Below are 24,535 nucleotides of genomic sequence, written 5' to 3'. Positions count from 1 at the left end.
ACTCCATATATATCTTCGTTCCTTTGGGCATTTGCACAATGCCGTGCGTTCCGTACTTCCTTATGCTAAGCCGTGCACAATGGAGGGCTTATGGCTGGCTGGCATCTTGATACCAAAATGGCGCAGGATATCGTGGCGCGCACCATGCGCATTATCGATACCAATATCAATGTAATGGATGCTCGCGGGCGCATTATCGGCAGCGGCGATCGTGAACGTATTGGTGAATTGCACGAAGGTGCATTGCTGGTACTCTCGCAGGGGCGAGTTGTCGATATCGATGACGCGGTAGCACGTCATCTGCACGGTGTGCGGCAAGGGATTAATCTACCGTTACGGCTGGAAGGTGAGATTGTCGGCGTAATTGGCCTGACTGGTGAACCAGAGAATCTGCGCAAATATGGCGAACTGGTCTGCATGACGGCTGAAATGATGCTGGAACAGTCGCGGTTGATGCACCTGTTGGCGCAGGATAGCCGTTTGCGGGAAGAACTGGTGATGAACCTGATTCAGGCCGAGGAGAATACACCCGCACTCACTGAATGGGCGCAACGGTTAGGGATAGATCTCAATCAACCGCGAGTGGTGGCTATTGTCGAGGTCGACAGCGGTCAGCTTGGCGTGGACAGCGCAATGGCAGAGTTACAGCAATTGCAAAACGCGCTGATTACGCCGGAGCGTAATAATCTGGTGGCGATTGTCTCGCTGACCGAAATGGTGGTGTTGAAACCGGCGTTGAATCCGTTTGGGCGCTGGGATGCAGAAGATCATTGTAAGCGAGTTGAGCAGCTCATTACTCGTATGAAAGAGTACGGTCAGCTGCGGTTTCGCGTTTCGCTGGGTAATTATTTTACTGGACCTGGCAGTATTGCCCGCTCTTACCGCACGGCGAAAACAACGATGGTAGTCGGTAAACAGCGAATGCCCGAAAATCGCTGCTATTTTTATCAGGATCTGATGCTACCAGTTTTACTGGATAGTTTGCGCGGCGACTGGCAAGCCAACGAACTGGCGCGACCGCTGGCGCGATTGAAAGCGATGGACAATAACGGATTGCTGCGGCGAACACTGGCGGCGTGGTTTCGCCACAATGTGCAACCGCTGGCAACGTCAAAGGCGCTGTTTATCCATCGAAATACGCTGGAGTATCGACTTAATCGTATATCAGAACTGACCGGCCTGGATTTGGGCAATTTTGATGACAGGTTGCTGCTGTATGTGGCGCTGCAACTGGATGAAGAGCGGTAGGTTCATAACAAAATTAAAGCCGGGTGATACTTTACCCGGCTCGCAGAATGACATCAGTTACTATTATTTGCGTGTCAGCTTTTCCAGATCCGCTTCAATCTCACTGATCTTATTGGTTACCACTGACTCCAGGTGACGCAAGTCATCGAGGATCTTACGCTTAAGATCAACTTCGCTACGGTCACGCTGGCAGATTTGATCAAGCTCATCAATGATATAACGAAGATTTGGGCTGATTTCCTGCACTTCTTTATAACCCTGACCCACACCATCGGCGACCACCGTTTTGCGCTGACGCGGATATTTAAACTTCACGCTCTTGGCGAAAAACTCACCTTTGTCTTTCTGAAAATAGATTTTCAGAATATCGTTGTTGGCTTCCTGCCGGAGGCTGTAACGATCAATTTCTTCAGGATTGGTAATACCCAGACTTTTCAGATTGTCGTACATAGCGTTACCTCAAAATGAGTCAGTAAATTGTGCTTATCTTAGCATTTGGCCTGGCCCGCCCGGCTCGACTGTGATCGCAGAAAGCCTTTTTCTTCCAGACTTCTATCATGGCGTAAAATTTAAAAAATTACCTGCTTTATTCTGGCGATATTCCAGAGGATGGATTAGCACATTTATCTTCGTTTTGCGAATTACATGACAGTCCAAAAAAGATGAAAAAGTATTTAAAAGAAGGGACAAGAATGAGTAGGGCGAATTAATCTGAGTCAGAAAGCACACGGGCAGCATCGTGCTGCCCGTTTGCATACTTTTAGTCGATGGTACGCAGCAGTTCGTTGATACCGACTTTACCGCGAGTTTTCGCGTCAACTTTCTTAACGATAACGGCACAATAAAGGCTGTATTTGCCATCTTTCGACGGCAGGTTGCCAGAAACAACCACAGAGCCTGCCGGAACGCGACCGTAGTGGATTTCGCCGGTTTCACGGTCGTAAATACGGGTGCTCTGACCGATGTATACGCCCATGGAAATAACGGAACCTTCTTCGACAATCACCCCTTCAACCACTTCAGAGCGCGCGCCGATGAAGCAGTTGTCTTCAATGATGGTCGGGTTAGCCTGCAGCGGCTCCAGCACGCCGCCAATGCCTACACCGCCAGACAGGTGCACGTTTTTACCAATCTGCGCACAGGAACCGACGGTCGCCCAGGTATCAACCATGGTGCCTTCATCAACATATGCGCCGATGTTGACGTAAGACGGCATCAGCACGGTGTTACGGGCAATAAACGCACCCTGACGTACCGCCGCTGGTGGTACAACACGGAAGCCTTCTTTCTGGAAACGTGCTTCGTCGTAGTTGGCGAATTTCATCGGCACTTTATCGAAGTAGCGGCTTTCTGCCCCTTCGATCACCTGATTATCATTAATACGGAAAGAGAGCAGCACCGCTTTTTTCAACCACTGATGCGTCACCCACTGACCGTCAATTTTTTCCGCAACACGCAGCGCGCCGGAGTCCAGCAGCGAGATCACCTGATTTACCGCTTCGCGGGTAACAGTGTCTGCATTGGCTGGCGTGATTTCGGCACGGCGTTCAAAAGCGGTTTCAATAATGTTCTGTAACTGCTGCATTGTTAAACTCTTTTCATATCAGTAAACACATCACCCTTTATCGTTTGGATTGAGGGCCTCTGTCAACCGCTGATGCACTTCCTGCTGCAACTCATTATTAAGCGCACGTCGGTCGGCGGTGGCGATTATGAATAAATCTTCTACTCGCTCACCAATGGTTGTAATTCGGGCGCCATGAAGCGAAATTCCCAGATCGGCAAAAATTTTCCCCACCCGTGCCAGCAGTCCTGGTTGGTCGAGGGCGATCAGTTCGAGGAATGATTTTCGGTCGGTATGGGTCGGCAAAAACGTCACTTCGGTTTCAACAGTAAAGTGACGTAATTTGGCGGGTTGACGACGCGGCTGCGGTGGCTGCCAGCTACTTTGTGTCAGTACTTGCTCCAGGCCAAAGCGAATAACCTCATGGCGATCTGCGGATAGCGGGCTGCCATCCGGCTCCAGCACAATGAAGGTATCCATCGCCATACCGTCGCGGGTCGTGAAAATTTGCGCGTCATGAACGCTTAAATTGCGGCGGTCTAATTCGGCACACACGGCAGCAAACAGATACGGCCGATCAGGACTCCAGATAAATATCTCCGTACCGCCGCGCGTAGCCTGTGGGCTAAGTAATACCAGCGGCTTGCTTAAATCATGTTGTAATAAATGGCGAGCGTGCCAGGCCAGTTGATTTGGGCTATGGCGGACAAAATAGTTAGCGCGACAGCGTGACCAGATCTGGTGTAGCGCCTCTTCGTCGATATTGTCCATACGCAGCAGCGCCAGTGCCTGAAGCTGGTGATGGCGAACTCGTTCGCGCATATCTGGCGTGTTTTGCATTCCGCGTCGTAGCTGTTTTTCGGTGGCAAAATAGAGTTCGCGCAACAGACTCTGCTTCCAGCTATTCCACAGCGTTTCGTTAGTGGCGCAAATATCGGCTACCGTCAGACAGACCAGAAAACGCAGTCGATTTTCCGTTTGTACTTCTTCGGCGAATTGTTTGATGACTTCCGGATCCTGAATATCGCGGCGCTGGGCGGTGACCGACATCAGCAAGTGCTGGCGAACCAGCCAGGCGACCAGTTGCGTTTCGCGCGAGTTCAGGCCGTGCAGTTCGGCAAAATGCACCACGTCTTGTGCGCCGAGTATGGAGTGGTCACCGCCGCGCCCTTTGGCGATATCGTGAAACAGTGCGGCGATAAAAATCAGCTCTGGTGATGGCAGGCGCGGCCAGACGTCCACACACAACGGATGGCGCTGGCGCGTTTCTTCACTGGCAAAACTCTCCAGTTTCAACATCACGCGAATGGTATGTTCATCCACTGTGTAAGCGTGGAACAGGTCAAACTGCATCTGCCCGACGATATGCGACCATTGGGGCATATAGGCGCCCAGCACGCTATGGCGATGCATTGGCAGTAACCCGCGACGCATTGCGCCGGGGTGACGCAGAATGCTCAAAAATAGCTTTCGCGCTTCCGGAATGTTGCACAGTGGTTGTTGCAGATGACGGCGGGCGTGACGTAACTGGCGCAGCGTGGTGGAGTAAATGCCGGTGATCGCACTGTTGCGTACCATAGTGTAGAACATACGCAAGATGGCTTCCGGCTGGCGCATAAATAGTGTTTCATCACGCAGGTCGATAAGCGTACCGCGTAGCTGAAACTCATCGTCAATCGGACGCGGCTTTTCATCGGCGGGCAGGGCGAGGATGGCTTCATCAAACAGTTGTAGCAGCATCTGGTTGAGTTCGCTGACGCGGCGCGTGACGCGGAAGTAATCCTTCATCATCCGCTCGACCGGTTCGTTACCTTCACCACTGTAATTCAGACGCTGGGCGACGCTAAGCTGGCGATCAAACAACAGGCGGTTATCGTAACGGCTGACGACCAGATGCAGGGCAAAGCGAATACGCCACAATATATGCAGACATTCGTTTAATTCCGCTCGCTCCGCTGAGGTTAAGAAGCCAAACCCGACCATTTCATCCAACGATGTTGCGCCAAAATGACGGCGGGCCACCCACTGTAAAGTGTGAATATCACGCAAGCCCCCGGGGCTGCTTTTGATGTCTGGCTCAAGGTTGTAGCTGGTGCCGTGGTAACGCTGGTGGCGCTGGTTCTGTTCTTCAACTTTCGCCGCGTAGAACTTGTCGGAAGGCCAGAATCCTTCGCTGAAAATGTGTTTTTGCAGTTCGAGAAATAGCGCAACATCGCCAATCAACAAGCGTGATTCAATTAAATTGGTGGCTACGGTTAAATCCGATAACCCTTCCAGGATGCATTCTTCAAGTGTCCGCACGCTATGACCGACTTCCAGCTTCACATCCCAGAGCAGCGTTAACAACTCGCCTACTTTTTGTGCCTGGTCGTCCGGCAGTTTCTTGCGGCTTAAGATCAGTAAATCGACGTCCGAAAGTGGATGCAGCTCGCCACGACCATAGCCACCGACAGCGACCAGCGCCAGGTCGGCAATCTGACTGAAACCGGCTTCAATCCACAAGCGTTGCAGGAGTTGGTCGATAAACTCGGTGCGGGCTTCAATCAACTGTTCTGCGGAGATCCCGCTATCAAAGGCATCGCCCAGCCAACGCTGAAAGGTATCAATATGGGCTTTTATCCCAGAGACGGTTAATTCGTCACGGGGCCAGACGCATGGATTTTGCGGTTGACCGGGCAGGGTGGGGAGAGCGGTATTTGCGTACTGTTCTGGAAGGGTATTCATTGTGCGCCACCCATAAGATTAAATTATCGCATTAAAAAAGCCGGCATTCGCCGGCTTCAGATTGTTGACAAAGTGCACGTGTTCATGCCGGATGCGGCGTGAAGGCCTTATCCGGCCTACAACTCCTTGCAAATTCAATATATTGCAGGAGAAAGTAGGCCTGATAAGCGTAGCGCATCAGGCATTTTTGCGTTTGTCTGCCTCTTATTCGTCGTGCGAGATTATCGCCGGGATGGTGTCATCCTTGCGTAGCGTCAGAATTTCGCAGCCGTTATCAGTCACCACAATAGTATGCTCGTATTGTGCAGACAAGCTGCGATCTTTGGTTTTTACCGTCCAGCCATCTTTCATGGTGCGGATCTCTTTTTTACCCGCGTTGACCATTGGCTCGATGGTGAAGGTCATCCCCGGTTTCAGCACGACGTTGGTTTCAGGTGAGTCATAGTGCAGCACTTGCGGCTCTTCGTGGAAGCCGCGACCAATACCGTGTCCGCAATATTCACGAACGACAGAGAAGCCTTCTGCTTCGACAAATTTCTGAATTGCCGCGCCGATTTCGCGCAGATTAATACCTGGTTTTACCATGCGTAGCGCCAGGTACAGACTTTCCTGCGTCACGCGGCACAGGCGTTCGCCCATGATGGTCGGTTTACCGACGATAAACATTTTCGAGGTGTCGCCGTGGAAACCATCTTTGATTACGGTGACGTCAATGTTAACGATGTCACCGTCTTTCAGCAGTTTGGCGTCGTCCGGGATACCGTGGCACACCACTTCATTAATAGAGATGCAAACGGATTTCGGATAACCGTGATAGCCGAGGCAGGCCGAAACCGCGTGTTGTTCATTAACAATATAATCATTACAGATGCGATCCAGCTCGCCGGTGCTGACGCCCGGTTTAACATAGGGTTCGATCATCTCCAGCACTTCGGCAGCCAGGCGGCCAGCGACGCGCATTTTTTCGATATCTTCAGGGGTCTTGATTGAGATAGCCATTAATTCTGTCCATCAGCGTCGGTGATACCGACAATATATATGTAAGTGCTGTCAATGGTATCACACCCTGTCAAATTGAGAATCATTCTGAACTTCGCGAAACGTGCCACCGAGGGTTTTCTATAATAGAAAATTCAGCGTCTGATGCTGTACACAGCGCCAACAATTATTGGAGTCCACGGCGTATTTGTGGTATAAAGCGCGCCGGACTTCCGATCCATTTCGTATACACAGACTGGACGGGAGCGACAATCTCACTTTGTGTAACAACACACACGTATCGGCACATATTCCGGGGTGCCCTTTGGGGTCGGTAATATGGGATACGTGGAGGCATAACCCCAACTTTTATATAGAGGTTTTAATCATGGCAACTGTTTCCATGCGCGACATGCTCAAGGCTGGTGTTCACTTCGGTCACCAGACCCGTTACTGGAACCCGAAAATGAAGCCGTTCATCTTCGGTGCGCGTAACAAAGTTCACATCATCAACCTTGAGAAAACTGTACCGATGTTCAACGAAGCTCTGGCTGAACTGAACAAGATTGCTTCTCGCAAAGGTAAAATCCTTTTCGTTGGTACTAAACGCGCTGCAAGCGAAGCGGTGAAAGACGCTGCTCTGAGCTGCGACCAGTTCTTCGTGAACCATCGCTGGCTGGGCGGTATGCTGACTAACTGGAAAACCGTTCGTCAGTCCATCAAACGTCTGAAAGACCTGGAAACTCAGTCTCAGGACGGTACTTTCGACAAGCTGACCAAGAAAGAAGCGCTGATGCGCACTCGTGAGCTGGAGAAACTGGAAAACAGCCTGGGCGGTATCAAAGACATGGGCGGTCTGCCGGACGCTCTGTTTGTAATCGATGCTGACCACGAACACATTGCTATCAAAGAAGCAAACAACCTGGGTATTCCGGTATTTGCTATCGTTGATACCAACTCTGATCCGGACGGTGTTGACTTCGTTATCCCGGGTAACGACGACGCAATCCGTGCTGTGACCCTGTACCTGGGCGCTGTAGCTGCAACCGTACGTGAAGGCCGTTCTCAGGATCTGGCTTCCCAGGCGGAAGAAAGCTTCGTAGAAGCTGAGTAATAAGGCTTGATAACTCCCCCAAAATAGTTCGAGTTGCAGAAAGGCGGCAAGCTCGATAATTCTTGGGAGCTTACATCAGTAAGTGACCGGGATGAGCGAGCGAAGACAACGCATCTGCGGCGCGAAATATGAAGGGGGGAGAGCCCTTATAGACCAGGTAGTACACGTTTGGTTAGGGGGCCTGCATATGGCCCCCTTTTTCACTTTTATATCTGTGCGGTTTAATTCCGGGCAGATCACATCTCCGAGGATTTTAGAATGGCTGAAATTACCGCATCCCTGGTAAAAGAGCTGCGTGAGCGTACTGGCGCAGGCATGATGGATTGCAAAAAAGCACTGACTGAAGCTAACGGCGACATCGAGCTGGCAATCGAAAACATGCGTAAGTCCGGTGCTATCAAAGCAGCGAAAAAAGCAGGCAACGTTGCTGCTGATGGCGTGATCAAAACCAAAATCGACGGCAACTACGGCATCATTCTGGAAGTTAACTGCCAGACTGACTTCGTAGCAAAAGACGCTGGTTTCCAGGCGTTCGCAGACAAAGTTCTGGACGCAGCTGTTGCTGGCAAAATCACTGACGTTGAAGTTCTGAAAGCACAGTTCGAAGAAGAACGCGTTGCGCTGGTAGCGAAAATTGGTGAAAACATCAACATTCGCCGCGTTGCTGCGCTGGAAGGCGACGTTCTGGGGTCTTATCAGCACGGTGCGCGTATCGGCGTTCTGGTTGCTGCTAAAGGCGCTGACGAAGAGCTGGTTAAACACATCGCTATGCACGTTGCTGCAAGCAAGCCGGAATTCATCAAGCCGGAAGACGTATCTGCTGAAGTGGTAGAGAAAGAATACCAGGTACAGCTGGATATCGCGATGCAGTCTGGTAAGCCGAAAGAAATCGCAGAGAAAATGGTTGAAGGCCGCATGAAGAAATTCACCGGCGAAGTTTCTCTGACCGGTCAGCCGTTCGTTATGGAACCGGCAAAAACTGTTGGTCAGCTGCTGAAAGAGCATAACGCTGAAGTGACTGGCTTCATCCGCTTCGAAGTGGGTGAAGGTATCGAGAAAGTTGAGACTGACTTTGCAGCAGAAGTTGCTGCGATGTCCAAGCAGTCTTAATTATCGAAAAGGAGCCGCCTGAGGGCGGCTTCTTTTTGCGCCCATCTTGTAAATTCAGCTAACCCTTATGGGGCTGCGCTGAAAAGCGACGTACAATGTCGCTAGTATTAATTCATTTCAATCGTTGACAGTCTCAGGAAAGAAACATGGCTACCAATGCAAAACCCGTCTATAAACGCATTCTGCTTAAGTTGAGTGGCGAAGCTCTGCAGGGCACTGAAGGCTTCGGTATTGATGCAAGCATACTGGATCGCATGGCTCAGGAAATCAAAGAACTGGTTGAACTGGGTATTCAGGTTGGTGTGGTGATTGGTGGGGGTAACCTGTTCCGTGGCGCTGGTCTGGCGAAAGCGGGTATGAACCGCGTTGTGGGCGACCACATGGGGATGCTGGCTACCGTAATGAACGGTCTGGCAATGCGTGATGCACTGCACCGCGCCTATGTGAACGCTCGTCTGATGTCCGCTATTCCATTGAATGGCGTATGCGACAGCTACAGCTGGGCAGAAGCTATCAGTCTGTTGCGCAACAACCGTGTGGTGATCCTCTCCGCCGGTACTGGTAATCCATTCTTTACCACTGACTCCGCAGCTTGTCTGCGTGGTATCGAAATTGAAGCCGATGTGGTGCTGAAAGCAACCAAAGTTGACGGTGTGTTTACCGCTGACCCGGCGAAAGATCCAACTGCAACTATGTACGAGCAGTTGACCTACAGTGAAGTGCTGGAAAAAGAGTTGAAAGTAATGGATCTGGCGGCCTTTACGCTGGCTCGTGACCACAAATTACCGATTCGTGTTTTCAACATGAACAAACCGGGTGCGCTGCGCCGTGTGGTAATGGGTGAAAAAGAAGGGACTTTAATCACGGAATAATTCCCGTGATGGATAAATAAGGGTAAGATTCCGCATAAGTATCGCGGGGGCGTAAGTCTGGTTATAAGGCGTTATTGTTGCAGGCAGTTTGGTCACGGCCAGCGCGCAGCAACCGGAGCGTACATAAGTACGTGAGGATAGCGAGCACTGCCCGGGGTCAAAATGGCAAATAAAATAGCCTAATAATCCAGACGATTACCCGTAATATGTTTAATCAGGGCTATACTTAGCACACTTCCACTGTGTGTGACTGTCTGGTCTGACTGAGACAAGTTTTCAAGGATTCGTAACGTGATTAGCGATATCAGAAAAGATGCTGAAGTACGCATGGACAAATGCGTCGAAGCGTTCAAAACCCAAATCAGCAAAATACGCACGGGTCGTGCTTCTCCCAGCCTGCTGGATGGCATTGTCGTGGAATATTACGGCACGCCGACGCCGCTGCGTCAGCTGGCAAGCGTAACGGTAGAAGATTCCCGCACTCTGAAAATCAACGTGTTTGATCGTTCAATGTCTCCGGCCGTTGAAAAAGCGATTATGGCGTCCGATCTCGGCCTGAACCCGAACTCTGCAGGTAGCGACATCCGCGTTCCGCTGCCGCCGCTGACGGAAGAACGTCGTAAAGATCTGACTAAAATCGTTCGTGGTGAAGCTGAACAGGCGCGTGTTGCAGTACGTAACGTGCGTCGTGATGCGAACGACAAAGTGAAAGCACTGTTGAAAGATAAAGAGATCAGCGAAGACGACGATCGCCGTTCTCAGGACGATGTACAGAAACTGACTGATGCTGCAATCAAGAAAATTGAAGCGGCGCTGGCAGACAAAGAAGCAGAACTGATGCAGTTCTGATTTCTTGAACGACAAAAAACGCCGCTCAGTAGATCCTTGCGGATCGGCTGGCGGCGTTTTGCTTTTTATTCTGTCTCAACTCTGGATGTTTCATGAAGCAACTCACCATTCTGGGCTCGACCGGCTCGATTGGTTGCAGCACGCTGGACGTGGTGCGCCATAATCCCGAACACTTCCGCGTAGTTGCGCTGGTGGCAGGCAAAAATGTCACTCGCATGGTAGAACAGTGCCTGGAATTCTCTCCCCGCTATGCCGTAATGGACGATGAAGCGAGTGCGAAACTTCTTAAAACGACGCTACAACAACAGGGTAGTTGCACTGAAGTCTTAAGCGGTCAGCAGGCTGCCTGCGATATGGCGGCGCTTGAAGATGTTGATCAGGTGATGGCGGCGATTGTCGGTGCTGCAGGCCTGTTACCTACGCTTGCTGCTATCCGCGCGGGTAAAACCATACTGCTGGCCAACAAAGAATCACTGGTCACCTGTGGACGTCTGTTTATGGACGCCGTAAAGCAGAGTAAAGCGCAGTTATTACCGGTCGATAGCGAACATAACGCCATTTTTCAGAGTTTACCGCAACCTATCCAGCACAATCTGGGATACGCTGACCTTGAGCAAAATGGCGTGGTGTCCATTTTACTTACCGGGTCTGGTGGCCCTTTCCGTGAGACGCCATTGCACGATTTGGCAACAATGACGCCCGATCAAGCCTGCCGTCATCCGAACTGGTCGATGGGACGTAAAATTTCTGTCGATTCGGCTACCATGATGAACAAAGGTCTGGAATACATTGAAGCGCGTTGGTTGTTTAACGCCAGTGCCAGCCAGATGGAAGTGCTGATTCACCCGCAGTCAGTGATTCACTCAATGGTGCGTTATCAGGACGGCAGCGTTCTGGCGCAACTGGGAGAACCTGATATGCGTACGCCAATTGCCCACACCATGGCATGGCCGAATCGCGTGAACTCTGGTGTGAAGGCGCTCGACTTTTGCAAACTGAGTGCTTTGACATTTGCCGCACCGGATTATGATCGCTATCCATGCCTGAAACTGGCGATGGATGCTTTCGAACAAGGCCAGGCTGCGACGACTGCATTGAATGCCGCAAACGAAATCACCGTTGCTGCGTTTCTTGCGCAACAAATCCGCTTTACGGATATCGCCGCATTGAATTTATCCGTTCTGGAAAAAATGGATATGCGCGAACCACAATGCGTGGACGATGTGTTGTCTGTCGATGCCTGTGCGCGTGACGTCGCCAGAAAAGAGGTGATGCGTCTCGCAAGCTGAGGATAATCCGGCTACAGAGAGTCGTGCTATTTGTTAGCGTAGGGCTTCAGTGATATAGTCTGCGCCATCTGATCGTAAGTAGTTGGCTTTCTAAGATCAGGTATGCCGTGGTTTTACACGGCTTTTTTTTGTATAGGCTTCAGTATTCCTGAGTACCGTAAACCCTGTCAGGGAATAAGAAACGCGTGATGTTGTCTGCTACTCAACCACTTAGCGAAAAATTGCCAGTTCATGGCTGTCGCCATGTCGCGATCATTATGGATGGCAACGGGCGCTGGGCAAAAAAGCAAGGGAAGATTCGTGCCTTTGGGCATAAAGCCGGGGCTAAATCGGTTCGCCGGGCGGTCTCTTTTGCGGCCAACAACGGTATTGAGGCGTTAACGCTGTATGCCTTTAGTAGTGAAAACTGGAACCGACCAGCGCAGGAAGTCAGTGCGTTAATGGAACTGTTTGTGTGGGCGCTTGATAGCGAAGTAAAAAGCCTGCACCGACATAACGTGCGTCTGCGTATTATTGGCGATACCAGTCGTTTTAACTCGCGTTTGCAAGAGCGTATTCGTAAATCTGAAGCGTTAACTGCCGGGAATACCGGTCTGACGTTGAATATTGCGGCGAACTACGGTGGACGTTGGGATATAGTCCAGGGTGTCAGGCAACTGGCTGAAAAGGTGCAGCAAGGAAACCTGCAACCAGATCAGATAGATGAAGAGATGCTAAACCAGCATGTCTGTATGCATGAACTGGCCCCTGTAGATTTAGTAATTAGGACTGGGGGGGAGCATCGCATTAGTAACTTTTTGCTTTGGCAAATTGCCTATGCCGAACTTTACTTTACAGATGTTCTCTGGCCCGATTTCGATGAACAAGACTTTGAAGGGGCACTAAATGCCTTTGCTAATCGAGAGCGTCGTTTCGGCGGCACCGAGCCCGGTGATGAAACAGCCTGATGGGGGTCGCTTTTGCTGAAGTATCGCCTGATATCTGCTTTTGTTTTAATACCTGTCGTCATCGCGGCGCTGTTTTTATTGCCGCCGGTAGGGTTCGCTATTGTTACGCTGGTAGTCTGTATGCTGGCAGCGTGGGAATGGGGACAGCTTAGCGGTTTTACCTCTCGCTCGCAGCGGGTATGGCTGGCGGTGCTGTGCGGGTTATTGTTGGCGCTGATGCTTTTTCTGTTGCCGGAATATCACCGAAATATCCATCAACCACTGGTTGAGGTCTCACTTTGGGCTTCGCTTGGCTGGTGGGTTGCCGCGCTATTGCTGGTGTTATTCTATCCCGGTTCCGCGACAATATGGCGTAACTCCAGAACATTGCGCATTATCTTTGGCGTGCTAACCATTGTTCCCTTCTTTTGGGGCATGTTGGCGTTACGGGCCTGGCACTATGACGAGAATCATTACAGTGGCGCGATATGGTTGCTCTATGTCATGATCCTGGTCTGGGGCGCTGACTCTGGCGCATATATGTTTGGCAAATTGTTTGGCAAACATAAGCTGGCACCGAAGGTTTCTCCAGGTAAAACCTGGCAAGGCTTTATTGGCGGACTCGCGACCGCAGCGGTAATCTCATGGGGTTATGGCATGTGGGCGAATCTGGACGTTGCACCCGTCACCTTACTCATTTGCTCTATTGTCGCAGCGTTAGCTTCAGTGCTCGGCGATCTGACCGAGAGCATGTTTAAGCGTGAAGCAGGAATTAAGGACAGCGGTCATTTAATTCCAGGACATGGCGGTATTTTGGATCGTATTGATAGCCTGACGGCTGCTGTACCGGTCTTTGCTTGCCTGCTGTTGCTGGTATTCAGGACGCTTTAACGGAAGGTATTATGCTGAGTTTTCTCTGGGATTTGGCTTCGTTCATCGTTGCATTGGGTGTACTCATCACCGTGCATGAATTTGGTCATTTCTGGGTTGCCCGGCGTTGCGGTGTTCGCGTTGAGCGTTTCTCTATAGGTTTTGGTAAGGCGCTCTGGCGCCGAACTGATAAGCTAGGCACCGAATATGTCATCGCCCTGATCCCTTTGGGCGGTTATGTCAAAATGCTGGATGAGCGTGCTGAACCGGTTGTTCCGGAGCTTCGCCACCATGCCTTCAATAATAAATCTGTTGGCCAACGTGCGGCGATCATTGCCGCAGGTCCGGTTGCAAACTTCATTTTTGCTATCTTTGCTTACTGGCTGGTTTTTATCATCGGTGTGCCTGGTGTACGTCCGGTGGTTGGCGAAATAGCAGCCAATTCGATAGCTGCGCAAGCACAAATTGCACCAGGAACGGAACTAAAAGCCGTAGATGGTATCGAAACGCCTGATTGGGATGCCGTGCGTTTGCAGTTGGTCGATAAAATTGGCGATGAAAGCACCACCATTACGGTAGCGCCATTTGGCAGCGACCAACGGCGGGATGTAAAGCTCGATTTACGTCAGTGGGCGTTTGAGCCTGATAAAGAAGATCCAGTATCTTCTTTGGGGATTCGTCCCCGTGGGCCGCAAATTGAACCAGTAGTGGAAAATGTGCAGCCAAACTCGGCGGCAAACAAGGCGGGTTTGCAAGCAGGCGACAGGATCGTTAAAGTCGATGGTCAGCCATTAACGCAATGGGTGACCTTTGTGTTGCTTGTCCGGGATAATCCGGGTAAATCCTTAGCGTTGGAAATCGAAAGGCAGGGGAGTCCCTTGTCTTTGACATTAATCCCGGAGAGTAAACCGGGTAATGGTAAGGCGATTGGTTTTGTCGGTATTGAGCCGAAAGTCATTCCTCTGCCAGATGAGTATAAAGTTGTACGCCAGTATGGGCCGTTCAACGCCATCGTCGAAGCTACGGACAAAACGTGGCAGTTGATGAAGCTGACGGTCAGTATGCTGGGAAAATTGATCACCGGTGATGTGAAACTGAACAACCTCAGTGGGCCGATCTCTATCGCCAAGGGGGCTGGGATGACAGCGGAACTCGGGGTTGTTTATTATCTACCGTTTCTTGCGCTTATTAGCGTGAACTTAGGGATAATTAACCTGTTTCCGTTGCCCGTACTTGACGGGGGGCATCTGCTGTTCCTTGCGATCGAAAAGATCAAGGGCGGACCGGTATCCGAGCGGGTTCAAGACTTTTGTTATCGCATTGGCTCGATTCTGCTGGTGCTGTTAATGGGGCTTGCACTTTTCAATGATTTCTCTCGGTTATGAGAGTTAGTTAGGAAGAACGCATAATAACGATGGCGATGAAAAAGTTGCTCATAGCGTCGCTGCTGTTTAGCAGCGCCACCGTATACGGTGCTGAAGGGTTCGTAGTGAAAGATATTCATTTCGAAGGCCTTCAGCGTGTCGCCGTTGGTGCGGCCCTCCTCAGTATGCCGGTGCGCACAGGCGACACGGTTAATGATGAAGATATCAGTAATACCATTCGCGCTCTGTTTGCTACCGGCAACTTTGAGGATGTTCGTGTCCTTCGTGATGGTGATACCCTTCTGGTTCAGGTAAAAGAACGTCCGACCATTGCCAGCATCACTTTCTCCGGTAACAAATCGGTGAAAGATGACATGCTGAAGCAAAACCTCGAGGCTTCTGGCGTGCGTGTGGGCGAATCTCTTGATCGCACCACCATTGCTGATATCGAAAAAGGTCTGGAAGACTTCTACTATAGCGTCGGTAAATATAGCGCCAGCGTTAAAGCTGTCGTGACCCCGCTGCCGCGCAACCGTGTTGACCTAAAACTGGTGTTCCAGGAAGGTGTGTCAGCTGAAATCCAGCAAATTAACATTGTTGGTAACCATGCTTTCACCACCGACGAACTGATCTCTCATTTCCAACTGCGTGACGAAGTGCCGTGGTGGAACGTGGTAGGCGATCGTAAATACCAGAAACAAAAACTGGCGGGCGACCTTGAAACCCTGCGCAGCTACTATCTGGATCGCGGTTATGCCCGTTTCAACATCGACTCGACCCAGGTCAGTCTGACGCCAGATAAAAAAGGTATTTACGTCACGGTGAACATCACCGAAGGCGATCAGTACAAGCTTTCTGGGGTTGAAGTGAGCGGTAACCTTGCCGGGCACTCCGCTGAAATTGAGCAGCTAACTAAGATCGAGCCGGGCGAGCTGTATAACGGCACCAAAGTGACCAAGATGGAAGATGACATTAAAAAGCTTCTCGGTCGCTATGGTTATGCCTATCCGCGCGTACAGTCGATGCCTGAAATTAACGATGCCGACAAAACCGTTAAATTACGCGTGAACGTTGATGCGGGTAACCGTTTCTACGTGCGTAAGATCCGTTTTGAAGGTAACGATACCTCGAAAGATGCCGTCCTGCGTCGCGAAATGCGTCAGATGGAAGGTGCATGGCTGGGTAGCGATCTGGTCGATCAGGGTAAGGAGCGTCTGAATCGTCTTGGCTTCTTTGAAACGGTCGATACCGATACCCAACGTGTTCCGGGTAGCCCGGACCAGGTTGATGTAGTCTACAAGGTGAAAGAACGTAACACCGGTAGCTTCAACTTCGGTATTGGTTACGGTACTGAAAGTGGCGTGAGCTTCCAGGCTGGCGTGCAACAGGATAACTGGTTAGGTACGGGTTATGCCGTTGGTATCAACGGAACCAAAAACGATTACCAGACCTATGCTGAACTGTCGGTAACCAACCCGTACTTCACCGTAGATGGCGTAAGCCTCGGTGGCCGTCTCTTCTATAATGACTTCCAGGCAGATGACGCCGACCTGTCCGACTATACCAACAAGAGTTATGGTACAGACGTGACGTTGGGCTTCCCGATCAACGAATACAACTCGCTGCGTGCAGGTCTGGGTTATGTACATAACTCCCTGTCCAACATGCAGCCGCAGGTTGCGATGTGGCGTTATCTGTACTCTATGGGTGAACATCCGAGCACCTCTGATCAGGATAACAGCTTCAAAACGGACGACTTCACGTTCAACTATGGTTGGACCTATAACAAGCTTGACCGTGGTTATTTCCCGACAGATGGTTCACGTGTCAACCTGACCGGTAAAGTGACCATTCCGGGATCGGATAACGAATACTACAAAGTGACGTTAGACACGGCGACCTATGTACCGATCGACGACGATCACAAATGGGTTGTTCTGGGTCGTACCCGCTGGGGTTATGGTGATGGTTTAGGCGGCAAAGAGATGCCGTTCTACGAGAACTTCTATGCTGGTGGTTCCAGCACCGTGCGTGGCTTCCAGTCCAACACCATCGGTCCAAAAGCGGTTTACTTCCCGCATCAGGCCAGTAATTATGACCCAGACTATGATTACGAATGTGCGACTCAGGACGGAGCGAAAGACCTGTGTAAATCGGATGATGCTGTAGGCGGTAACGCCATGGCGGTTGCCAGCCTCGAACTCATCACCCCGACGCCGTTCATTAGCGACAAGTATGCTAACTCTGTTCGTACTTCCTTCTTCTGGGATATGGGCACCGTTTGGGATACAAACTGGGATTCCAGCCAATATTCTGGATATCCGGACTATAGTGATCCAAGCAATATCCGTATGTCTGCGGGTATCGCATTACAATGGATGTCCCCATTGGGGCCGTTGGTGTTCTCCTACGCCCAGCCGTTCAAAAAGTACGATGGAGACAAGGCAGAACAGTTCCAGTTTAACATTGGTAAAACCTGGTAAGTGTTCTCCACAAAGGAATGTAGTGGTAGTGTAGCGATGACTTTAGGCGATCAATATAAGATCGCCGGGCCACGCAAAGAACTGCACCCTCCGGTGCAAATGGGATGGTAAGGAGTTTATTGTGAAAAAGTGGTTATTAGCTGCAGGTCTCGGTTTAGCACTGGCAACTTCTGCTCAGGCGGCTGACAAAATTGCAATCGTCAATATGGGCAGCCTGTTCCAGCAGGTAGCACAGAAAACCGGTGTTTCTAACACGCTGGAAAATGAGTTCAAAGGCCGTGCCAGCGAACTGCAGCGTATGGAAACCGATCTGCAAGCTAAAATGAAAAAGCTGCAGTCTATGAAAGCCGGTAGTGATCGTACTAAGCTGGAAAAAGACGTGATGGCTCAGCGCCAGACTTTTGCTCAGAAAGCGCAGGCTTTTGAGCAGGATCGCGCACGTCGTTCCAACGAAGAACGCGGCAAACTGGTTACTCGTATCCAGACTGCTGTGAAATCCGTTGCCAACAGCCAGGATATCGACCTGGTTGTTGATGCAAACGCCGTTGCTTACAACAGCAGCGATGTAAAAGACATCACTGCCGACGTACTGAAACAGGTTAAATAAGTAATGCCTTCAATTCGACTGGCTGATTTAGCGCAGCAGTTGGATGCAGAACTACACGGTGATGGCGATATCGTCATCACCGGCGTTGCGTCCATGCAATCTGCACAAACAGGTCACATCACGTTCATGGTTAACCCAAAATACCGTGAGCATTTAGGCTTGTGCCAGGCGTCTGCGGTTGTCATGACCCAGGACGATCTTCCTTTCGCGAAAAGTGCCGCGCTGGTAGTGAAGAATCCCTACCTGACTTACGCGCGCATGGCGCAAATTTTAGATACCACGCCACAGCCCGCGCAGAACATTGCACCCAGTGCAGTGATCGATGCAACGGCGAAGCTGGGTAACAACGTCTCAATTGGTGCTAACGCGGTGATTGAGTCCGGCGTTGAGCTGGGCGATAACGTGATTATCGGTGCCGGTTGCTTCGTTGGTAAAAATAGCAAAATCGGCGCAGGTTCGCGCCTTTGGGCGAACGTAACCATTTACCACGAGATCCAGATCGGTCAGAATTGCCTGATTCAATCCGGAACGGTGGTAGGTGCGGACGGCTTTGGCTATGCCAACGATCGTGGTAACTGGGTGAAGATCCCTCAGATTGGTCGCGTGATTATTGGCGATCGCGTGGAGATCGGCGCCTGTACTACCATCGATCGCGGTGCGCTGGATGACACCATTATCGGCAATGGCGTGATCATTGATAACCAGTGCCAGATTGCACATAACGTCGTGATTGGCGACAATACGGCGGTTGCCGGTGGCGTCATTATGGCGGGCAGCCTGAAAATTGGTCGTTACTGCATGATCGGCGGTGCCAGCGTAATCAACGGGCATATGGAAATATGCGATAAAGTGACGGTTACGGGCATGGGGATGGTGATGCGTCCCATCACTGAACCTGGCGTCTATTCCTCAGGCATTCCGCTGCAACCCAACAAAGTCTGGCGCAAAACCGCTGCACTGGTGATGAACATTGATGATATGAGCAAGCGTCTGAAATCGCTTGAGCGCAAGGTTAATCAACAAGACTAACGTTCCATCTTTTGTTCGCCAAACTTTACGGCCTGTCTCATTCTTACGATTGCGGCAGGCCGTGTTATTATTGTCGTTTCTTATATTTTGACAGGAAGAGTATCTTGACTACTAACACTCATACTCTGCAGATTGAAGAGATTTTAGAACTTCTGCCGCACCGTTTCCCGTTCTTATTGGTGGATCGCGTGCTGGATTTTGAAGAAGGTCGTTTTCTGCGCGCAGTAAAAAATGTCTCTGTCAATGAGCCATTCTTCCAGGGCCATTTCCCTGGAAAACCGATTTTCCCGGGTGTGCTGATTCTGGAAGCAATGGCACAGGCAACAGGTATTCTGGCGTTTAAAAGCGTAGGAAAACTGGAACCGGGTGAGCTGTACTACTTCGCTGGTATTGACGAAGCGCGCTTTAAGCGCCCGGTCGTGCCAGGCGATCAAATGATCATGGAAGTCACTTTCGAAAAAACGCGCCGTGGCCTGACCCGCTTTAAAGGGGTTGCTCTGGTCGACGGTAAAGTAGTTTGCGAAGCAACGATGATGTGTGCTCGTAGCCGGGAGGCCTGATACGTGATTGATAAATCCGCCTTTGTGCATCCAACCGCCATTGTGGAAGAGGGCGCGTCGATTGGTGCCAACGTTCACATTGGTCCTTTTTGTATCGTTGGACCCCATGTTGAAATTGGTGAGGGGACCGTACTGAAATCTCACGTTGTCGTGAATGGCCATACTAAAATTGGTCGCGACAATGAGATTTATCAGTTCGCCTCCATCGGCGAAGTTAACCAGGATCTGAAATATGCTGGTGAACCGACCCGTGTGGAAATCGGCGATCGTAACCGCATTCGCGAAAGCGTCACCATTCATCGTGGCACAGTCCAGGGCGGTGGATTGACGAAGGTGGGCAGCGACAACTTACTGATGATCAATGCGCACATTGCGCACGATTGTACGGTAGGTAACCGCTGTATTCTCGCCAACAACGCAACGCTGGCGGGGCACGTATCGGTAGATGACTTCGCGATCATCGGCGGCATGACCGCAGTCCATCAGTTCTGCATCATTGGTGCGCACGTGATGGTTGGCGGTTGCTCCGGTGTGGCGCAGGACGTCCCTCCTTATGTCATTGCGCAGGGTAACCACGCAACGCCGTTCGGTGTCAACATCGAAGGGCTGAAGCGTCGCGGTTTTAGCCGTGAGGCGATTACTGCTATCCGCAATGCGTATAAGCTGATTTATCGCAGCGGTAAAACGCTCGATGAAGTGAAACCGGAAATTGCTGAACTGGCGGAAACTTATCCGGAAGTGAAAGCATTTACCGATTTCTTTGCACGCTCAACGCGCGGTCTGATTCGTTAATGGCTGAACAGCGTCCATTAACGATTGCCCTGGTCGCCGGAGAAACCTCCGGCGATATCCTGGGAGCCGGTTTAATCCGCGCTCTGAAAGAACGTGTGCCCAACGCCCGCTTTGTTGGTGTTGCCGGGCCACGGATGCAGGCTGAAGGCTGCGAAGCCTGGTACGAAATGGAAGAGCTGGCGGTGATGGGCATTGTGGAAGTGCTCGGCCGTTTGCGTCGCTTACTGTATATTCGTGCCGATTTGACAAAGCGTTTTGGTGAACTGAAGCCAGATGTTTTTGTCGGCATTGATGCGCCTGATTTCAACATTACCCTCGAAGGTAACCTCAAAAAGCAGGGTATCAAAACCATTCATTACGTCAGTCCGTCCGTCTGGGCGTGGCGACAGAAACGCGTTTTCAAAATAGGCAGAGCCACCGATCTGGTGCTCGCATTTCTGCCTTTCGAAAAAGCGTTTTATGACAAATACAACGTGCCGTGTCGTTTTATCGGTCACACCATGGCTGATGCCATGCCGTTAGATCCAGATAAAAACGCCGCCCGTGATGTGTTGGGGATCCCCCATGATGCCCACTGCCTGGCGTTGCTGCCTGGCAGTCGTGGTGCGGAAGTTGAGATGCTTAGTGCCGATTTCCTGAAAACGGCTCAGCTTTTGCGCCAGACATATCCCGATCTTGAGATTGTGGTGCCGCTGGTGAATGCCAAACGCCGCGAGCAGTTTGAACGCATCAAAGCTGAAGTTGCGCCAGACCTTGCTGTTCATCTCTTAGATGGATTGGGGCGTGAGGCGATGGTGGCAAGCGATGCGGCGCTACTGGCGTCGGGTACGGCAGCACTGGAGTGTATGCTGGCGAAATGCCCGATGGTGGTGGGATATCGCATGAAGCCTTTCACCTTCTGGCTGGCGAAGCGACTGGTGAAAACTGATTATGTCTCTCTACCCAATTTGCTGGCGGGCAGAGAGTTAGTCAAAGAGTTATTGCAGGAAGAGTGTGAGCCGCAAAAACTGGCAGAGGCGTTGTTACCGCTGTTGGCGAACGGGAAAACCAGCCACGCGATGCACGACACCTTCCGCGAACTGCATCAGCAGATCCGCTGCAATGCCGATGAGCAGGCGGCACAAGCCGTTCTGGAGTTAGCACAATGATCGAATTTGTTTATCCGCACACGCAGCTCGTTGCGGGTGTGGATGAAGTCGGACGTGGGCCGTTGGTTGGCGCGGTTGTCACCGCTGCCGTAATCCTCGACCCGGCGCGCCCGATTGTCGGGCTGAATGATTCCAAAAAGCTGAGCGAAAAACGCCGTCTGGCGTTGTATGAAGAGATTAAAGAGAAAGCGTTAAGCTGGAGTCTGGGTCGCGCTGAACCTCATGAAATCGACGAACTGAATATTCTACACGCGACCATGCTGGCGATGCAGCGTGCGGTTGCGGGGCTGCATATCGTCCCGGAATATGTGTTGATTGATGGTAACCGCTGTCCGAAATTACCGATGCCGTCGATGGCAGTGGTGAAAGGCGACAGCCGCGTGCCGGAAATCAGTGCGGCGTCTATTCTGGCGAAAGTCACGCGCGACGCTGAAATGGCGGCACTGGACATTGTTTATCCACAATATGGTTTTGCCCAACACAAAGGGTATCCAACAGCTTTTCATCTTGAAAAACTGGCTGAACACGGCGCGACCGAACACCATCGGCGCAGCTTTGGCCCTGTCAAACGCGCACTGGGACTTGCGTCCTGATTCTTGTGTCGAGATTAAGTAAACCGGAATCTGAAGATGTCTGAACCACGTTTCGTTCACCTGCGGGTGCACAGCGACTACTCGATGATCGATGGCCTGGCAAAAACCGCGCCGCTGGTAAAAAAGGCGGCGGCGTTGGGTATGCCAGCACTGGCGATCACCGATTTCACCAACCTTTGCGGTCTGGTGAAGTTCTACGGAGCGGGACATGGCGCAGGGATTAAGCCCATCGTCGGGGCGGATTTTAATGTCCAGTGCGACCTGTTGGGGGATGAGTTAACTCACCTGACGGTACTGGCGGCGAACAATACCGGCTATCAGAATCTGACGTTGCTGATCTCAAAAGCGTATCAGCGCGGGTACGGTGCTGCCGGGCCGATCATCGATCGCGACTGGCTAATCGAATTAAACGAAGGGCTGATCCTCCTTTCCGGTGGGCGCATGGGCGATGTCGGACGCAGCCTTTTGCGTGGTAACAGCACGCTGGTAGATGAGTGCGTTGCGTTTTATGAAGAACACTTCCCGGATCGCTATTTTCTCGAACTGATCCGCACCGGCAGGCCGGACGAAGAAAGCTATCTGCACGCGGCGGTAGAACTGGCGGAAGCGCGCGGTTTGCCCGTCGTGGCGACCAACGACGTGCGCTTTATCGACAGCAGCGACTTTGACGCGCATGAAATCCGCGTCGCTATCCACGACGGCTTTACCCTGGATGATCCTAAACGCCCGCGTAACTATTCGCCGCAGCAATATATGCGTAGCGAAGAGGAGATGTGCGAGCTGTTTGCCGACATCCCCGAAGCCCTTGCTAACACCGTTGAGATCGCCAAACGCTGTAACGTAACTGTGCGTCTTGGTGAATACTTCCTGCCACAGTTCCCGACCGGGGACATGAGCACCGAAGATTATCTGGTCAAGCGCGCAAAAGAAGGGCTGGAAGAGCGTCTGGCATTTTTATTCCCTGACGAGGAAGAGCGTCTTAAGCGTCGCCCGGAATATGACGAACGTCTGGATACTGAACTTCAGGTTATCAACCAGATGGGCTTCCCCGGCTACTTCCTCATCGTTATGGAATTTATCCAGTGGTCGAAAGATAACGGCGTACCGGTAGGGCCAGGTCGTGGCTCCGGTGCGGGTTCTCTGGTGGCTTATGCGCTGAAAATCACCGACCTCGATCCACTGGAATTTGACCTGCTGTTCGAACGTTTCCTTAACCCGGAACGTGTCTCCATGCCTGACTTTGACGTTGACTTCTGTATGGAGAAACGCGACCAGGTTATCGAACACGTGGCGGACATGTATGGTCGTGATGCGGTATCGCAGATCATCACCTTCGGTACGATGGCGGCAAAAGCGGTGATCCGCGACGTAGGTCGCGTGCTAGGGCATCCATATGGCTTTGTCGATCGTATCTCGAAACTGATCCCGCCCGATCCGGGGATGACGCTGGCTAAAGCGTTTGAAGCTGAACCGCAACTGCCAGAAATCTACGAAGCGGATGAAGAAGTTAAGGCGCTCATCGACATGGCGCGCAAGCTGGAAGGGGTCACCCGTAACGCTGGTAAACACGCCGGTGGGGTGGTTATCGCGCCGACCAAAATTACCGATTTTGCGCCGCTTTATTGCGATGAAGAGGGCAAACATCCAGTCACTCAATTTGATAAAAGCGACGTTGAATACGCCGGGCTGGTGAAGTTCGACTTCCTTGGTTTGCGTACGCTCACCATCATCAACTGGGCGCTGGAGATGATCAACAAGCGGCGAGCGAAGAATGGCGAGCCGCCGCTGGATATCGCTGCGATCCCGCTGGATGACAAGAAAAGTTTTGACATGCTGCAACGCTCGGAAACCACGGCGGTATTCCAGCTTGAATCGCGCGGCATGAAGGACCTGATCAAGCGTCTGCAACCTGACTGCTTCGAAGATATGATCGCACTGGTGGCACTGTTCCGTCCGGGGCCGTTGCAATCAGGGATGGTGGATAACTTTATCGACCGTAAACATGGTCGCGAAGAGATCTCCTATCCGGACGTGCAGTGGCAGCATGAAAGCCTGAAACCGGTACTTGAGCCAACCTACGGCATTATCCTGTATCAGGAACAGGTCATGCAGATTGCCCAGGTACTTTCTGGTTATACTCTCGGCGGCGCGGATATGCTGCGTCGTGCAATGGGTAAGAAAAAGCCGGAAGAGATGGCCAAGCAGCGTTCTGTATTTGCTGAAGGTGCAGAAAAGAACGGGATCAACGCCGAACTGGCGATGAAAATCTTCGACCTGGTGGAGAAATTCGCCGGTTACGGATTTAACAAATCGCACTCCGCAGCCTATGCTTTGGTGTCATATCAAACGTTATGGCTGAAGGCGCACTATCCGGCGGAGTTTATGGCGGGGGGGAAGGACGCCCCGAAAGGACAA

21 protein-coding genes are annotated in these 24,535 nt (G+C 51.4%); 17 read left to right on the top strand and 4 right to left on the bottom strand.

Features of this window, described 5'->3' with window-relative positions:
- Positions 1-90: 90 nt before the first annotated feature.
- A complete protein-coding gene (gene cdaR / locus EQY_RS0113320) occupies positions 91-1,248 on the top strand; it encodes a DNA-binding transcriptional regulator CdaR (RefSeq protein WP_000929427.1) in 1,158 nt (385 codons plus the stop codon).
- Between the two features lie 63 nt (positions 1,249-1,311).
- Here the strand turns inward: cdaR and EQY_RS0113315 are convergent, their stop codons facing one another.
- The 4 genes from EQY_RS0113315 to map form a co-directional block, all read right to left on the bottom strand.
- Entirely contained in the window at positions 1,312-1,698 is a 387-nt protein-coding gene (locus EQY_RS0113315) for a DUF3461 family protein (RefSeq protein WP_000272188.1), read from the bottom strand.
- A gap of 310 nt (positions 1,699-2,008) precedes the next feature.
- Complete coding sequence (gene dapD, locus EQY_RS0113310) at positions 2,009-2,833, bottom strand: 2,3,4,5-tetrahydropyridine-2,6-dicarboxylate N-succinyltransferase (RefSeq protein WP_001186663.1); 825 nt, start codon at positions 2,831-2,833, stop codon at positions 2,009-2,011.
- Positions 2,834-2,863: 30 nt separating this feature from the next.
- Positions 2,864-5,536, bottom strand: coding sequence for a bifunctional uridylyltransferase/uridylyl-removing protein GlnD (gene glnD / locus EQY_RS0113305; protein ID WP_001094592.1), 2,673 nt, complete (start codon positions 5,534-5,536; stop codon positions 2,864-2,866).
- A 204-nt stretch (positions 5,537-5,740) separates the two neighbouring features.
- On the bottom strand, positions 5,741-6,535 hold the full coding sequence (gene map, locus EQY_RS0113300; RefSeq protein ID WP_001018198.1) for a type I methionyl aminopeptidase: 795 nt from the start codon (positions 6,533-6,535) through the stop codon (positions 5,741-5,743).
- A 367-nt stretch (positions 6,536-6,902) separates the two neighbouring features.
- Between map and rpsB the strand changes: the two genes are divergently transcribed.
- From rpsB to dnaE, 16 genes are all read left to right on the top strand, one after another.
- Positions 6,903-7,628, top strand: a complete 726-nt coding sequence (rpsB, locus tag EQY_RS0113295) for a 30S ribosomal protein S2 (RefSeq protein ID WP_000246882.1) — start codon at positions 6,903-6,905, stop codon at positions 7,626-7,628.
- Between the two features lie 258 nt (positions 7,629-7,886).
- A complete protein-coding gene (gene tsf / locus EQY_RS0113290; RefSeq protein WP_000818112.1) occupies positions 7,887-8,738 on the top strand; it encodes a translation elongation factor Ts in 852 nt (283 codons plus the stop codon).
- 146 nt (positions 8,739-8,884) lie between these two features.
- On the top strand, positions 8,885-9,610 hold the full coding sequence (gene pyrH / locus EQY_RS0113285; RefSeq protein WP_000224573.1) for a UMP kinase: 726 nt from the start codon (positions 8,885-8,887) through the stop codon (positions 9,608-9,610).
- 291 nt (positions 9,611-9,901) lie between these two features.
- Positions 9,902-10,459: a ribosome recycling factor gene (gene frr, locus EQY_RS0113280; protein WP_000622418.1), complete on the top strand. Its 558-nt coding sequence runs from the start codon at positions 9,902-9,904 to the stop codon at positions 10,457-10,459.
- Between the two features lie 92 nt (positions 10,460-10,551).
- On the top strand, positions 10,552-11,748 hold the full coding sequence (gene ispC, locus EQY_RS0113275) for a 1-deoxy-D-xylulose-5-phosphate reductoisomerase (protein ID WP_000811945.1): 1,197 nt from the start codon (positions 10,552-10,554) through the stop codon (positions 11,746-11,748).
- 188 nt (positions 11,749-11,936) lie between these two features.
- A complete protein-coding gene (gene ispU / locus EQY_RS0113270) occupies positions 11,937-12,695 on the top strand; it encodes a (2E,6E)-farnesyl-diphosphate-specific ditrans,polycis-undecaprenyl-diphosphate synthase (protein WP_001517776.1) in 759 nt (252 codons plus the stop codon).
- A 12-nt stretch (positions 12,696-12,707) separates the two neighbouring features.
- Positions 12,708-13,565 (top strand): phosphatidate cytidylyltransferase, encoded by an 858-nt coding sequence (gene cdsA, locus EQY_RS0113265; RefSeq protein WP_000922432.1) that lies wholly within the window; start codon positions 12,708-12,710, stop codon positions 13,563-13,565.
- Positions 13,566-13,576: 11 nt separating this feature from the next.
- On the top strand, positions 13,577-14,929 hold the full coding sequence (gene rseP / locus EQY_RS0113260) for a sigma E protease regulator RseP (RefSeq protein ID WP_000948224.1): 1,353 nt from the start codon (positions 13,577-13,579) through the stop codon (positions 14,927-14,929).
- Positions 14,930-14,958: 29 nt separating this feature from the next.
- Positions 14,959-17,391, top strand: coding sequence for an outer membrane protein assembly factor BamA (gene bamA, locus EQY_RS0113255; RefSeq protein WP_001240898.1), 2,433 nt, complete (start codon positions 14,959-14,961; stop codon positions 17,389-17,391).
- Positions 17,392-17,512: 121 nt separating this feature from the next.
- On the top strand, positions 17,513-17,998 hold the full coding sequence (gene skp / locus EQY_RS0113250; protein WP_000758956.1) for a molecular chaperone Skp: 486 nt from the start codon (positions 17,513-17,515) through the stop codon (positions 17,996-17,998).
- A gap of 3 nt (positions 17,999-18,001) precedes the next feature.
- On the top strand, positions 18,002-19,027 hold the full coding sequence (lpxD, locus tag EQY_RS0113245) for a UDP-3-O-(3-hydroxymyristoyl)glucosamine N-acyltransferase (protein WP_001139279.1): 1,026 nt from the start codon (positions 18,002-18,004) through the stop codon (positions 19,025-19,027).
- A 104-nt stretch (positions 19,028-19,131) separates the two neighbouring features.
- Positions 19,132-19,587, top strand: coding sequence for a 3-hydroxyacyl-ACP dehydratase FabZ (gene fabZ, locus EQY_RS0113240; RefSeq protein WP_000210739.1), 456 nt, complete (start codon positions 19,132-19,134; stop codon positions 19,585-19,587).
- Between the two features lie 3 nt (positions 19,588-19,590).
- A complete protein-coding gene (gene lpxA, locus EQY_RS0113235; protein WP_000565979.1) occupies positions 19,591-20,379 on the top strand; it encodes an acyl-ACP--UDP-N-acetylglucosamine O-acyltransferase in 789 nt (262 codons plus the stop codon).
- Positions 20,379-21,527: a lipid-A-disaccharide synthase gene (lpxB, locus tag EQY_RS0113230; protein WP_000840598.1), complete on the top strand. Its 1,149-nt coding sequence runs from the start codon at positions 20,379-20,381 to the stop codon at positions 21,525-21,527. The genes lpxA and lpxB overlap by 1 nt, the downstream gene beginning before the upstream one ends.
- Positions 21,524-22,120, top strand: a complete 597-nt coding sequence (gene rnhB, locus EQY_RS0113225) for a ribonuclease HII (protein ID WP_000569438.1) — start codon at positions 21,524-21,526, stop codon at positions 22,118-22,120. The genes lpxB and rnhB overlap by 4 nt, the downstream gene beginning before the upstream one ends.
- Before the next feature lie 36 nt (positions 22,121-22,156).
- Positions 22,157-24,535: DNA polymerase III subunit alpha (gene dnaE, locus EQY_RS0113220; RefSeq protein ID WP_001294796.1), on the top strand; the 2,379-nt coding region annotated here is incomplete at its 3' end.

This window comes from Escherichia sp. TW14182, from assembly GCF_000208525.1.
Taxonomy (GTDB): domain Bacteria; phylum Pseudomonadota; class Gammaproteobacteria; order Enterobacterales; family Enterobacteriaceae; genus Escherichia; species Escherichia ruysiae.
The sequence above is the reverse complement of the archived record's forward strand: the minus strand, read 5'-3'. Positions and strand labels throughout refer to the sequence as shown.

What these genes read in the sequence shown, in the direction of transcription:
- rseP (WP_000948224.1), top strand. Translation starts at nt 13,577, where the DNA reads ATGCTGAGTTTTCTCTGGGATTTGGCTTCGTTCATCGTTGCATTGGGT.
- dapD (WP_001186663.1), bottom strand. Translation starts at nt 2,833, where the DNA reads ATGCAGCAGTTACAGAACATTATTGAAACCGCTTTTGAACGCCGTGCC.
- map (WP_001018198.1), bottom strand. Translation starts at nt 6,535, where the DNA reads ATGGCTATCTCAATCAAGACCCCTGAAGATATCGAAAAAATGCGCGTC.
- bamA (WP_001240898.1), top strand. Translation starts at nt 14,959, where the DNA reads ATGGCGATGAAAAAGTTGCTCATAGCGTCGCTGCTGTTTAGCAGCGCC.
- rpsB (WP_000246882.1), top strand. Translation starts at nt 6,903, where the DNA reads ATGGCAACTGTTTCCATGCGCGACATGCTCAAGGCTGGTGTTCACTTC.
- glnD (WP_001094592.1), bottom strand. Translation starts at nt 5,536, where the DNA reads ATGAATACCCTTCCAGAACAGTACGCAAATACCGCTCTCCCCACCCTG.
- lpxD (WP_001139279.1), top strand. Translation starts at nt 18,002, where the DNA reads ATGCCTTCAATTCGACTGGCTGATTTAGCGCAGCAGTTGGATGCAGAA.
- EQY_RS0113315 (WP_000272188.1), bottom strand. Translation starts at nt 1,698, where the DNA reads ATGTACGACAATCTGAAAAGTCTGGGTATTACCAATCCTGAAGAAATT.
- lpxB (WP_000840598.1), top strand. Translation starts at nt 20,379, where the DNA reads ATGGCTGAACAGCGTCCATTAACGATTGCCCTGGTCGCCGGAGAAACC.
- ispU (WP_001517776.1), top strand. Translation starts at nt 11,937, where the DNA reads ATGTTGTCTGCTACTCAACCACTTAGCGAAAAATTGCCAGTTCATGGC.
- tsf (WP_000818112.1), top strand. Translation starts at nt 7,887, where the DNA reads ATGGCTGAAATTACCGCATCCCTGGTAAAAGAGCTGCGTGAGCGTACT.
- pyrH (WP_000224573.1), top strand. Translation starts at nt 8,885, where the DNA reads ATGGCTACCAATGCAAAACCCGTCTATAAACGCATTCTGCTTAAGTTG.
- cdaR (WP_000929427.1), top strand. Translation starts at nt 91, where the DNA reads ATGGCTGGCTGGCATCTTGATACCAAAATGGCGCAGGATATCGTGGCG.
- rnhB (WP_000569438.1), top strand. Translation starts at nt 21,524, where the DNA reads ATGATCGAATTTGTTTATCCGCACACGCAGCTCGTTGCGGGTGTGGAT.
- ispC (WP_000811945.1), top strand. Translation starts at nt 10,552, where the DNA reads ATGAAGCAACTCACCATTCTGGGCTCGACCGGCTCGATTGGTTGCAGC.